Origin of the sequence: Paraburkholderia rhynchosiae (assembly GCF_002879865.1) — a bacterium.
Taxonomy (GTDB): Bacteria; Pseudomonadota; Gammaproteobacteria; order Burkholderiales; family Burkholderiaceae; genus Paraburkholderia; species Paraburkholderia rhynchosiae.
On the sequence record NZ_PNXY01000048.1, the window covers coordinates 1 to 12,689 of the forward strand.

Consider the following 12,689-nt stretch of genomic DNA (forward strand, 5'->3'; position numbering starts at 1 on the left):
CCCTTTTAAATGGTGACTCGCGCGGCAAGCGACGTGCGCCTGAGGCTAAGAGGTAGCTCTTGCACGGCGCGCGTCGATTATCGTGCAGTGGGAATGCGGCGCTGACGCCGTCTGACATTGCGAAAGCGATCGACTCTTCGACCGGATTGTCGGGCACGAAGTCGTCGGTTGTTTTCTGAAACGGCGCGGCACCTCCTGACCACTGCAACAATCGCATCGACGAAATGAAAGTCGCATTCTGCGGTTCGGACAGACCATTGCCCGCCGCTCCCGAAGCACCGCGAGCTCACGAAAGAGAGACTTCGTCGTTGACGGTACTGCCACCGAGCCTGGTCCCGTGCGTTGAGAACCCGAATCCGCGATGGATGCGACGAGTCGTTGCGCTCAGATTGTCGTCCTTGGCTCCGGCCAGGGCCAGCCCTTCCGCTCACCGGACACCTCGCGCTCGCGGGACGAGGCGACCCCGGATCGATTTACTTCCTTCGCTGCATCATGCAATGGTTCGTCCCCCGCATCGTTCGTCATCCCGGGAAGCCCGTCCCCGAACCACTTCACCCTCTTGCGGAGGTAACCGACATAAGAGCTCCAGCCGTCAGGGTTCCCGCTTTGCGTGGAAGACGCAATCATCGGCTGGGACGGACACGAGTGACCGACTCTGTTAAGCGTTGTCCAACGCCTGCCCACATACGCCGCTGCGGAGTCACGCGTCCGCAGACATGAGCAGACGTCGAACAACGCTTAACACATGCGGGCGTCCGCGACGCTACTCGATTCATCGGGCATCGACCCTTGTGATCTCCCGGGTCCGGCCACAAACCGCCGTTCACATGCGCCGACGGCTCGACATTCAGGCGTCGGCTCCGCCCCCGTAACCGGCCATCCAAGACGATGTCCCTTTTGGTTACGCATCTGCTGACGGGCAGCGCGATATTTTCGGGTCAGACTGGCACCGCCAAGCGCGGGGGTTTGACTTCGCGGGGGATGGCACCGGGAAGACCGTCCCGCGTTCTCGCCACGGTCCCCACGGCTTGTGGCTATGGACTGAATCGCCGGCTCCTCGAGAAAGGCTTCGATAGCATGGTGTGTGCCCCGTCGCTGATTCCGAGAAAGCCTGGTGATCGCGTCAAGAACGACCGACGCGTTCAAACTGGTACGCTCGCTGCGAGCCGACGATCTATCCGCCGTGCATGTGCCGAGCGTGGAAGACGAGGCGTTTCGCGATCTGGTCAGTGCGTGGTCGTCCGGCTTTTGTCAACTTGCCGGTAGCGAGACGAAATGGTGGCAGAGGTCATCATTGCTCAGCAAGCACTCGACGGATTCTGGGTGGGCCTGTCGGTATCACCGACGACCGTAATCGCGCTCCCCGATCTTGCTAACGGGTGCGTTCGGCGATCGAGTCGAGTTCGGTTTTTGCGGCCGGCAGCAAAAACGATAAACGGGATCGCTGATATAGAAGGGAATTACCCGTCCAAGGGTGGGGTAGGCGAAAGAGCTGCTTGGTTCCGAGATAGCGAGGGCAACCTCCTCGGCATTGGGCAACCGCTTAAGTGAGCAGGCCGACGCCATGCCTCAAAGCGCTGCTTAGGTCAAAGCAGGCTATCGGTGCAAGGGAATCGACTATTGTCGATTTCTTGACCCCCCGCTCGTCGCGCGTATGGGCGGTCGTGTCGCGGTGCGCCGCCGACCGGCACCTATAGTCCGTATTGGAAAAGGAGATTGCGAATGACTTACGTCAATGGATTTGTTGTCCCTGTGCCTACAGCCAACCGCGAAGTTTACAGACAGTTCGCCGAAAGAGCGGCGGCCGTCTTCAAGGAGCACGGCGCGTTAAAGGTGGTCGAATGCTGGGGAGATGAGGTGCCGGAGGGCAAGGTGACGTCGTTTCCAATGGCGATCAAGCGCAAGGATGATGAGACGGTGGTGTTCTCCTGGGTTGTCTGGCCGTCGCATCAGTCGCGAGACGAAGGAATGAAAGCGGTAATGACCGACCCGCGGCTGCAACCAGATAAAAATCCGATACCTTTTGACGGCCAGCGGCTGATCTATGGCGGTTTCGAAGTGATTGTCGACGCGTGATGGCAGAAAAACATGGCGCCGGTTCGCGTTGAGACGCGAACCGATGCGTTCGAAGGTCGAACCGATGAAGGATGTGGTGCGATGATCCGCCGACACTTCGACGGAATCGTCGCCTGGACCCAGACCCGCCAGACCAACGGATTCATCGAAGCCATCAACGGACTGTTTCAGGCCGCCAAGCGCAAGGCACTCGGATTCGCTCGCTTCGAAACCATGCGAACGGTCCGGTTTCTCATCGCAGGCAAACTCGACTTCTCCAGCATCAACCCGCATGCCTCGTGAGCCGCATAACCCACTCCACTTTCAAAAGAGCCGCTTTAACAACGTACGCACGATATTCGGGAGCCAGCGGCTTGTCGGTGTCCAGATCGATCCAGGTGGACGAATAAATCCCATCGGCGCGAATCTTCGCACTCCCCTGGCCGGATTGACCGTTGATCGTCACTGAGCGAAAGTGAATCTCGTACGATATTGGCAATAGTCGGTGCAAATGCATGCTCGTTCGGATACGTCAGCGGTGTGACTTTGATAGTCATTTGCTGTACCTCTTGGTTTTCCTTCGAAAGAGGCCGTGCCCTCTCTGTTCGCGCCAGACTGCTTCCTGTGGCGAGCGCGCGAATTGACCTCTCTCCGCTTTCCTGTTATCGGCCGGCGCCGTCATTACTTGATTAACTGCATCCCGGCAACCTTCGAGGCCGCCACGTCGAAAGTGGCCGTATACTCGCACTCTGCGATGTGCCCCGAACGCTCGATCAGGCAGTCCGCGAAATCCGCGTTCGTGGATGCGACGAAAACGCGAAGTGCCTTGCGCACCGTGTCTGCACCTTCAACGACCAGTTCCTTGGTGCCGATCATCGAGTCGATAATGTCCTTCATCTGCTCGCGCTCAACACCGTAGCATCGCGCTAGCACCCACACGACCTCCACCAGTGCGACCTGAGAAACGTAGCCCGATCGTTCGGCCGACAGGGAATCCATCAGCGCCGTCGCCTTCTTCGATTGCATGGCGTCGTCCTGCGCGAAATAACGGACCAGCACGTTCGTATCCAGTCCGATCATCGCGCAGATGCCCCCTGCTCGGCTATCGCCCGGTTCATGTCCTCGATCGACACTGGTTTCGCCGGCTTCTTCACGACGCCCTTGAGGGACGCAAGCGACCGCGTGGCCGGATAGACCTCATACCGGCCCGTCGCCTCGTTGAAGCTGAATTCGATCCGGTCGCCCGACTGCAAGCCAAGCTGATTACGCACGTCCACCGGGATAGTGACCTGGCCCTTCGAAGTGAGAGTTGCTGCTGTCATGATGATATCTCCGTTCCCCCTTACTTTAAAGTAAGGAGTATGGAAAGGCAAGAGCACCGGCGGGAGTGCCACACGACTGATTACGCCCCGGATGGCATGCGTCGCTCGCCGAGATAAATCGCAGCGACAGCCTCGCCCTGATCGCGTTCGGACGTCCGTTACGTGTAATGCGCGCAGATGACCGACACCGGGACTACGCGCTAGTCAGCCGATCGGCCAGCCGTAGAGCGTGAGCGCGTCCGGCGCAACCGCAACGTCGAAATCATTTCTCACCACCTAGCAGAGTCATGAAGCAGCGTGTACGGACGAAGCTTGTTCAAAGGCGACAAGCACAGTGGCGTGCGGTCCGCAAACGTGCAGCCACAGCGAAGGAATCTGCCGAAGATAGTCATAGAGCGCGGCTTGTAGCGATCTGTTCTCAGCACAAAAAGTCGTTCGATCGACTGGCAAACGCGTGACCAGGTAAAAGCCACGCACGCGTCAGCTTCTGCCTTGCAACTCGTCAATGCATTGCCAGGGCGCTGTAACGTTGCGGACTCCATGGCGAGATATCGGCAAGGACAGTCGTGTCTCAGAACACGGTGGACGGACGTTAGGCAATGCCAGTGAAGAGACGCCACGCTTCGAATCGTGTGGCGAGCTGTTTGCGATAGTGCGAGGCGCGCAGCAGATGACGCTTGAGCGCAAAGTGCTGGCGGATCGGACCGAAGCATGACAGGAAGACTGCGTGCGTTCTGGCAAGCGAAAACCTCGCATTCGGCGCTCGCGTTCACGCGTGGGTTGATGGCTGTTTTCAGCGCGGTTGCTTACGCGCGTGCAGGCCTTGACGAAAACGTGCTTAACATTCGCTAGCCTAGGGATCTCTGCTTTCGCGCCCGGGTAGCTTCCTAGTTGGTCAGTGACGATTTTCTTCGGCGCGACAGGACAGGCCGCCAACACCCGTTTGAAGAAGCGTTTGGCCGCGGCCTTGTCGCGCCGCTTCTGAAGCAGGATGTCGAGTTCAATGCCGTGCTCATCGACTGCACGCCACCGCGGCAGGGCTCGCCGCGCAGCGTCACGAACATTTCGTCGAGATGCCATGTGCTGCCCGGCTTGCGACGGGCAGTCCTGACCTGATGCGCAAAACTGGCGCCGAACTTGTCCGTCCACCGCCGGATCGATTCATGGCTGACAACCACGCCGCGCTCAAACAGTAGCTCCTCGATGTCGCGAAGGCTAAGTTCAAAGCGGAAATACCACGGAACCGCGTGGCTGATGACTGACGCCGGGAATCGATGGCCATGGTAAAGCGATTTCGTCTTCTTCATCACGTCATCTTAGCTGACCAGCGCGCGAACGTGACAAGGCCCCCTCGTCACTATGTCGGCATAGCCGGACGGTCGGGGAGTCTGACCTTGATTATGGTACCGGCTCCCGGCGAACTGATAACATCGATCTGACCGCCCAGCATCAAAACGCGCTCTTCCATCCCTGCCAGTCCGAACGATCTTTTTCTGGTCGCCAGAACGTCGAACCCCTGCCCGTCGTCGCGTACTTCCAGAAGGCAACCGTTGCGCGTTTGTTCCAGCGTGACGATGACCTCGTCAGCCGCGGCATGACGGGCGACATTGGTCAACGCCTCCTGGACGAGGCGAAACAGGGCGATAGCGCGATCCTCGCTAACAACGATATTCTCGTCTTGCAAGTGGAGACGACAGACCGTGCGGCCATTGCGATTGAATTCGGCCGTGAGCCATTCGAGCGCTGCCGAAATACCGGTGTCCAGTGCGGCCGGGCGCAGCGACGCGACAACGCCTCTTACGACACGCATGGTTTCGTCCACAACGGAAATCAGTGCCTCGATCTGCTCCACCAGCGCCGGGCGATCGTCGCCGAACTGCATGCGCAATACTGACGCCCTCATGCGAAGCGCCGTGAGATGTTGTCCAAGCTCGTCGTGCATTTCACGGGCAATATGCTTGCGCTCTTCCTCGCGGGCTGTTTCACGACGCGAGGTGAGTTCCCGCAGCATTTCATAGGACTCGCGCAAGCGTTGCTCAGCCTGCTTGCGCTCGGTCAGGTCGACCACGAAAGCGACACCCTCCTTGCCGCTGGTGTCGAATGCAGCCCTGCCGACCATCACTGGGACACGACTGCCGTCCCTCCTGATATATTCCTTTTCGGCGGGTTGAGTGCGTCCGTTCTGCATGATCTGTGCCAAAGCCTGTTCGCTGCTTTCACGCCATTCCGCCGGCGTCAGATCCCTCCAGCGCAGGCGACCTGACAGAAGATCCTCGCGCCTGTATCCCACCATACGCAGAAACTCGTCATTGGCTTCGAGAATGTCACCCTCGGCATTCCACACGATGATGCCGATGATGTTGGCGTCGACGAGCCGCCGTATCCTGGCCTCGCGTTCGGCAAGGTCGCGGTACAGGCGGGTTTTCTCGAGCGAGGTCGCCGCCAGGGAGGCGAGGAGCCGGAGCACCGCAGTCCGGGCTGGCGCGAACGCGCGGGTGATCAGATTGTTTTCGAGGTAAAGGACGCCGATGAGTTTGGCCTGAGTCATCAACGGCAAGCAGAGAACTGAACGGGTCCGGTGCTTACTGAGATAAGGATCCATCGCGAACGCAGGCTCGACGGCGGCATCGTCGAGAATGACGCTTTCCCTCGTGCGCAGCACATGGTAAAGGATCGACTCGGGCATCGCCATCGCGCTCACGGGCACATCCCGCAACTGCACACGAGGCTTGTCGCCGTCCGTCCTGGCTTCCGCTGCGATCCGTTGCTCGGCTGTATCCGGAAGAATCAGTAGCCCCCGCTCGGCGCCCGCCTGTTCGAGTGCCGTGCGCATGATCGTATCGATCAGCCTGTCGAGGACGACCTCTCCCGAAACAGCCTGCGACACCTTGATGACAGTGGCGAGGTCGAGGTGTTCGATGGGCGCCCCAATCGTACTGTTTGGCCCGGGCGCTCGCTCTTTCTCCTCCCTGAAGTGCGGATAGAGCTCGTCGAGTTGTCGCACCTTGCCGTCGGCGCCCCAACGCTGGTAGCCGCGCCGTGCGTCATTCAGATACAAACGGGCAATCCTGTCGAAACCGTGCGTCGCGTAGAAGCGGGACGCGAGTTCGTTGGCAAGCGCTTCGTTGTGTACGAAGCCGTTTGCGCGTGCCGACAGGATGGCCTCTTCGTAGAGTTGCATCGCGTCAACATCGCGGTCCTCTAGGCGGGCCATCTCGGCACCGACCAGCGTCGCGCGGTTGCCGAAATTTTCCGGACAGTTTGTCGCCCAGACCGTCAATTGCCGGTAGTGTGCCGCTATGGCGTCCTGATGCTGCTGTCGCTCACCGGCTGGTGCGCGGTCGCAATCTGCGGCCCGGACCAGCGCACCGTAGAAGTGGTATTCGCTTTCTTCCAGGTGCGACGAGCAACTCCAGAGCAACGGCTGCGCCATCGACGCGGCGTCCATGGCGCCCGCCTGGTCGCCTGCGAGATAACGCGCCTGCAGTTTCCGTATCCAGTACCAGCACGCAGCCGTTGCGAGAGCCGGGTTGCTGGACAGGTGCTGCTCCGTACGAAGCTCGTTGAACTCGCCGTAGTCCAGGCGACTAAACTTCAGCGTCGAGCCCCGAAGCATGCGGATCAGCGCGAGTTGCATGGTGAGGTTATCAACGGCAAGGCCGAATCGCGCCTTCGCTGCAAACGCGAGACCCTGTTGAGCTTCGTGTTCCACCGCGAGCAACGGTTCACCGGCGAAAAGCAGGTCCGAAACGATATGGCAGCATGTATAGGCGCCAGATGGGAGGTCTCCGATGCGGGTCGCGGCTTCGAACGCGCGACGAAGCATCTCGCTGCTGACGCGCACATGTTTCGTCCAGCGCACGACATACAGCGCAAAGCAGAGATACGTCACCGCCTCGAATCGTTTGAGCCCGCGGTGCTCGACCAGATCGAAGCCGAGTTTGCCGAACTCGAATCCGGCCTGATAATCGCCGAAGCGTGGTCCTGCAATCCGGGGGAACATGACATACGCAAAGCAAGACGCGTCGCAGTTGCCACGTTCGAGGCTAAGGCTGATCACTTTGCATATCGTCAGCGACGCCAGATTGGCGTCAAAAAACCACGCTGGTCTCAGGAGCTTGCTCAGCACATCGGCGGTCGCGAGGGACGCCCGGTCCGTCATCAATGGCACATCGATGAGCGCCTCGATAGTCCGGCCAGCAAGCCGTGATCGGATGTTTTCGTACTCCCGCTGTGCGGCGTTCTCTTCCGGATGCGCTAACCAGTCAATACCCACCTGCCGGAGGTGGTCGAGGCAGACCTCGACTGCGCGACCGCTCCGATCGAGAGTCAGATAGACATCCATTCGCAAACACGTGACATGCGCCTGTTCGACCGTCGTCGTCGCGCGACTTGACAGCATGGCCAGTCGCTCTTCCGCGACCGATAATCGGCCGGTGAGGAATTCGCATTCCGCCCGGCTCAATTCCAGCGCGAAAATCAGTTCATGCCTGCGTTCCCAGCAATCGTTCTGCAGGAGTTCTACGCCGGCAATCAGGTAGGTGAGCGCCGACGCATAGGCTGTCGACGCCTTGGCTCGCTGGCCGGCTATCAGGTTGAACTCTGCCAGTTGCTCGCGCTCTTCCTGCGAGGCTACCAGAGCAGCGCCACGGTTGAGCTGACTGACGATCTCGAAGATCGTCTCTTCACGTTTGTCAGCGGGCGTTTGCGCCGTGAGCAGTTGCCCGATACGAAAATGGGCCTCAGCGCGCGAGTGTTCCGGGATCAATGAATAGGCGGCCTCCTGTACCCGGTCGTGCGCGAACCGGTAGGCACCTTTAAACTGATCGATTAGCTGCTGATCGACTGCCGGCAGCAGCAGGGCCTGAGTCTCGTGCTGCGAGTTCTCCAATACCTTCGACAGCATCTCGATCGAGGCGGTGTTGCCGAGGCAGGCGAGCCGTTGCAAGGCGCGCATAGTTTCGTTGGGCAGACGGATCAGTTTGGCGACCATCAGGTCTACCACATTGTCGGTGTAACCCCTGCCACGAATGTGAGGCAAATCCCAGCGCCAGCTGGCCCTGTCATGATCGAAGGTGAGTAAACCCTCATCAGCGAGTGCGTGCAGAAACTGGATGACGAAGAATGGATTGCCGGCCGTCTTCTCGTGCACGAGATGAGCAAGCGGTGCCGCCCGCTCCCGCTCGCAGCGCAGCGCTTCGGCAACCAGTTGCTGCACGTGCTCGTGGGCGAGCGGCGCGAGCGCAATTTCGTCGAGCCGCGCGCGCGCATTCCTGATAGCCTGAAGCCTGCGCATCAACGGATGCGCGGCATCGACCTCGTTGTTGCGATAGGCGCCGATGAGCATCACATATTGGAGATCGGAGCGGGTCAGAAGATCTTCGAGCAGGTCTAGCGTCGCGGCGTCGAGCCATTGCAAATCGTCGAGAAACAGCGCCAGCGGATGCTCCCGTCGCGCAAAAACACCTATGAAGCGCCGGAAGGCAAGCTGGAAACGGCGTTGCGCCTGAAGCGGCTCCAGTTCCGGCACGGGCGGCTGATCGCCGATGATGAGCTTCAGTTCGGGGATCAGCTCGGTCATGAGCCATGCATCCGCGGTCAGCGCTTTCATCAATGCGTCGCGCCAGATCGCCATCTCCGGCTCGTGCTTGCCTAGAAGCGGCCGGACCAGGCCCCGAAAAGCTTGCACGAGCGTCGAATAGGGTATGTCACGTTTGTACTGGTCGAACTTGCCCGAGGCGAAGAGTCCCCGCGACGGCACCAGCACCTTGTGTAGTTCGTTGACGACCGCGGATTTGCCGATGCCTGAATAGCCAGAAATCAGCACCAGTTCCGGCGTGCCCCCGCTGACGACGCGGTCGAACGCGGCCACCAGAGTCTTCACCTCGCGCACGCGCCCGTAGAGCTTTTCGGGGATGAGCAGCCTGTCGGGGGTGTCGTGTTCGCCCAGCGGAAAGGCGTTAATGCGGCGAAGACGCTGCCAGTCCTTGAGACAGCGCCACAGATCCCGCTCGACGGCCGCCGCTGTCTGATAGCGCTCCTCAGGTGTCTTGACGAGTAATTTCATGACGAGTTCCGACACGGGAGGCGGGATCGTTTCCACTAGGGTGTGGGGGGGCGGCGGTTTTCGGGCGAGATGGCAATGCACCCATTCCATCGGATCGGCGGCCACGAACGGCAGCGTCCCGGTGAGCATCTGATAGAGCGTGACTCCGAATGCATAAAGGTCGCTGCGCGAATCTATCGAACGATTCATCCGCCCGGTCTGCTCAGGCGCCATGTAGGCGAGGGTGCCGGCGATGGTTTCGGGTGGCTCAGGCAATTGCCGCTCACGTGGCAGGCGCGAGGCGATGCCGAAGCCAGTGAGCCGCACTTGGCCGTCAGTGCAGCCAATCAGAATATGAGGCGGCTTGAGGTCCTTATGGACGAGGCCGCGCTGGTGCAGCTTTCCCAGCGCCGCGACAATCCTCGCGGCGAGGTGCAAGACAACTTCTACTGCAATGGATGTGCCGATCAGCCGCTCGAGTGGCTCGCCGCCCGGGTCCGCCAGCACAAGTAGGGTTCGGCCGTTCTCGCGGACCAGTTTCATGGGCCGCACCGCCCACGCGCCATTGAGCTGGTCCTTTAGCGCGAATTCGTGAGCGAGGCGATCGAGGGTGGCGGCTGAGGGGCGTTCCCCGGCGGCACGAACAATTAGCACGCTGTCGTTGCCGGCCAAGGCACGGACCCGGCAGAAGATGCGCTCGCCATCCTCCCAAAGGATCTGGGTACTGTTAGCCGCGTCGGATCCGTATGAAGCGTTCATCTGCCGTCATTCACCGTCAAGTTTGTGTTCCTCATCTTATCAACGGAGCCGGCCATATTCGTCTGAGTTGGCGCAAGGCGCCCCCGGGGTTACACGGGCGAGGCGACATCTGCGTAGTCAGCGACTCGGGCAGCAGACGGGTCTGTCGCGGTAAGGTGATTTTGGCGAACGATCGCGATGTGATCAGGAATCGACTTTCTACCGGGTGCTGCGCGAGTAGAAGCAGCTTGCACACCTGCGCAGTGAGCGGCCAGCCAACACGCGCAGCAAGCCCCGTGCGGTCTGTGCCGACGCGCCGAACCAGCTGTACAGCTGGGACATTACTTGCCTGCCAGCGACGATTCGTGGGCAGCATTTGTATTTTATCTCTTTATGGACGTGTTCAGCCGAACGATTGTCGGCTGGCAGGTCTATGCCGAAGAGAGCAGCGCTGGGGCCAGCGAGGACCTCAAGGATCTCTGCGCGCGTGAAGCGATACAGCCCGACCAGATCATTCTGCATTCCGACAACGGTGGCCCGATGAGGGCGCCACGATGCTGGCCACCTTGCAAGCCCTGGGCGTCATGACGTCATTGAGCCGCCCGGGCGTGAGCAACGACAACCCGTTCTCGGAGTCGCTGTTCAAAACGCTGAAGTACCGGCCCGCCTACCTGCTGCAGCCGTTCGACACGCCATTCGCCGCGCGTACCTGGGTCACAGAACTGGTGCGCTGGTACAACCACGAACATCGTCACAGTGCGATCCATTTCGTGACGCCTGCGCAGCGCCATGCGAACCTTGATCAGGACATCCTGGTTCGACGTGCGGCGCTCTACGAGAGCGCACGCCAGCGTCACCCGCTGCGCTGGTAAGGCCCCACGCGCAACTGGAAGATCCCGATCGCGCTCACCCGGACAGCGTCATCTCACAACCCTACAACCAGGAGTTGAAAGCAGCCTGAATTCCAACCGTCGAGGCGACAACTACTTTGACAACGGCCCATCTAGAGTGAGAGACCTGTTTCACCGCGAATGAACGACCGTTGGTAGAGAGTTGGCTAGCAGCGGCCTTTGGACAATCCGTTCACTTTGACTGTCGAGTGTTGACTCTGCCCAAATGTTTGACCTTCATGCTCGCAAATGCGCAGATTACAATCGAGACCTTTCCGGTTCTGCTTTGTCGGAGATTCTATGCTGATCGAAATGTTCAAATATAAACAGTGGTCGGACATGCGAACGCTGGACGCGATCCAACGGATTGACGAACAGAAATTTCCTTCTGCTAGTGCATTCGCTGCACAGCAGTTGAATCACATGATCATCGTGGAAGAGTTGTTCACGGCACGTCTTCGTGAAAATCCTGATCCACATCGCTCTACAAATACCGAAACAGTTCCGGGGCTATTCGAAATTTCACAAAGGATCGTGGATTCACACCAGTGGTTCTCTGGCTATACGGAAAGCCTCAAGCAGCAACATCGGAATCAGTCTGTCTTTTTCCGATTTACCGACGGAAAGCAGGGAAGCATGACGCGGCTCGAAATCCTCTTTCACATCATCAATCAGGGGTGCCATCGGTCATGCCCTGGATCTAGCCCACGTGTCCCATCCTGGGGACACATACACTGTGTTCATTCACGCAGCTGAACCTGAGCGGCGCGTCTTGTCCGGGGCAGAATAGAGCAAGTCGGCGTGCAGACAAGCGGGAGTGTTCTATTGAGGGTGTTGGCGTTCACAGTTGATGCTAGCAGTGTTCATAGACGCGCTAGCAAGTTCACTAACGCTGCTAGCGTAGCCCCGGATTATCCTCGGAGACATAGTCTTCGAGATACTCGGACAGCAGGACAGCCTGCTTACGGTCTTCGCCTCCAACGAATCGCTTCATGTGGTCGTCCGGTCTGAACGCGTTACTTCAGCTTAGGCGATCAGCATGCGTTTTCACACAAGCTGGGTCGGCTTCGTGCGTTCGCCTCCCGCCCGCGTCCGGCTGGAAGCGGTCCTTCGACATCACCGCTCAGATCGACGACAACCCCTTTCATCGAACTCGCGCATGAGAGTGAACAGTGAATCGATTGGGACGTGATGAGCCGTTGCCACAGCAAATGCAGGGTCGCTGGATAACTCCAGATGATCCGCATTCAGCGCTAGTTGTGGATGGAGGCGAGATTACCTGTTTCGGGGCGGTCGTGAACTATGATCACAAGGTTGTAACCGAGGAAAACGGTGCCTTGAACGTGAGCTTGGGCGTCAACGACGAATCGCGTCTCGACGACTTTCAGTGTGAGAATATTGCGGCCTCGTCATAACACCCAAAGGACGCTTCCTCGCCTATAAGGTGAGATTCGGGCTGGAATTTGTGCGCCTGAGTCGCTGAGTGACCAAAAGTTCTCGGCCTATCGCTTCTATGCGGGGAAGGTCTGCAGCATTGGGCGACAATCGGGCCATCACGGTCATAAGCCTGCGGTTTGCATTGGCACTCGAGTGGCCGCTCCACTAGGGACATTGGGCCATTACCCATACCCGCGCGTC

General features: G+C 59.4%; 7 protein-coding genes and 3 pseudogenes. 5 read left to right on the forward strand and 5 right to left on the reverse strand.

Annotated features, from left to right (window positions below; genetic code table 11):
• Positions 1–217, reverse strand: a 217-nt coding sequence (locus C0Z16_RS38460) for a hypothetical protein (protein ID WP_208638664.1), incomplete at its 3' end; no start/stop codon positions are given.
• A gap of 812 nt (positions 218–1,029) precedes the next feature.
• On the opposite strand from C0Z16_RS38460, the pseudogene C0Z16_RS33770 reads away from it, so the two are divergent.
• The 3 genes and pseudogenes from C0Z16_RS33770 to C0Z16_RS33785 all read left to right on the forward strand — a co-directional run.
• Positions 1,030–1,243: pseudogene (locus tag C0Z16_RS33770) on the forward strand (IS110 family transposase); the annotation flags it as partial.
• A 479-nt stretch (positions 1,244–1,722) separates the two neighbouring features.
• Positions 1,723–2,076 carry a DUF1428 domain-containing protein gene (locus tag C0Z16_RS33780; RefSeq protein ID WP_102636345.1) on the forward strand — a complete coding sequence of 118 codons (354 nt, stop codon included), beginning with the start codon at positions 1,723–1,725 and terminating at the stop codon, positions 2,074–2,076.
• Positions 2,077–2,119: 43 nt separating this feature from the next.
• A pseudogene (locus C0Z16_RS33785) lies at positions 2,120–2,358 on the forward strand (transposase); the annotation flags it as partial.
• 378 nt (positions 2,359–2,736) lie between these two features.
• Here C0Z16_RS33785 and C0Z16_RS33795 read toward each other — a convergent pair.
• From C0Z16_RS33795 to C0Z16_RS33810, 4 genes and pseudogenes are all read right to left on the reverse strand, one after another.
• Positions 2,737–3,135, reverse strand: a complete 399-nt coding sequence (locus C0Z16_RS33795; protein ID WP_102636347.1) for a PIN domain-containing protein — start codon at positions 3,133–3,135, stop codon at positions 2,737–2,739.
• A complete protein-coding gene (locus C0Z16_RS33800) occupies positions 3,132–3,377 on the reverse strand; it encodes an AbrB/MazE/SpoVT family DNA-binding domain-containing protein (RefSeq protein ID WP_102636348.1) in 246 nt (81 codons plus the stop codon). Before C0Z16_RS33800 ends, C0Z16_RS33795 begins: the two co-directional genes overlap by 4 nt.
• Before the next feature lie 592 nt (positions 3,378–3,969).
• Positions 3,970–4,684 (reverse strand): annotated as a pseudogene (locus C0Z16_RS33805) (IS6 family transposase).
• A gap of 50 nt (positions 4,685–4,734) precedes the next feature.
• Entirely contained in the window at positions 4,735–10,182 is a 5,448-nt protein-coding gene (locus tag C0Z16_RS33810) for an AAA family ATPase (protein ID WP_102636349.1), read from the reverse strand.
• A 533-nt stretch (positions 10,183–10,715) separates the two neighbouring features.
• Between C0Z16_RS33810 and C0Z16_RS33820 the strand changes: the two genes are divergently transcribed.
• Complete coding sequence (locus C0Z16_RS33820; protein WP_102636351.1) at positions 10,716–11,033, forward strand: integrase core domain-containing protein; 318 nt, start codon at positions 10,716–10,718, stop codon at positions 11,031–11,033.
• A 318-nt stretch (positions 11,034–11,351) separates the two neighbouring features.
• The gene (locus C0Z16_RS33825) at positions 11,352–11,807 is read left to right on the forward strand and encodes a DinB family protein (RefSeq protein WP_208638665.1); all 456 of its coding nucleotides are present in this window, start codon (positions 11,352–11,354) and stop codon (positions 11,805–11,807) included.
• Positions 11,808–12,689: the final 882 nt, after the last annotated feature.

Coding starts and splice junctions, on each gene's coding strand:
- C0Z16_RS33780 (WP_102636345.1), top strand. CDS start 1,723: ATGACTTACGTCAATGGATTTGTTGTCCCTGTGCCTACAGCCAACCGC.
- C0Z16_RS33795 (WP_102636347.1), bottom strand. CDS start 3,135: ATGATCGGACTGGATACGAACGTGCTGGTCCGTTATTTCGCGCAGGAC.
- C0Z16_RS33800 (WP_102636348.1), bottom strand. CDS start 3,377: ATGACAGCAGCAACTCTCACTTCGAAGGGCCAGGTCACTATCCCGGTG.
- C0Z16_RS33810 (WP_102636349.1), bottom strand. CDS start 10,182: ATGAACGCTTCATACGGATCCGACGCGGCTAACAGTACCCAGATCCTT.
- C0Z16_RS33820 (WP_102636351.1), top strand. CDS start 10,716: ATGCTGGCCACCTTGCAAGCCCTGGGCGTCATGACGTCATTGAGCCGC.
- C0Z16_RS33825 (WP_208638665.1), top strand. CDS start 11,352: ATGCTGATCGAAATGTTCAAATATAAACAGTGGTCGGACATGCGAACG.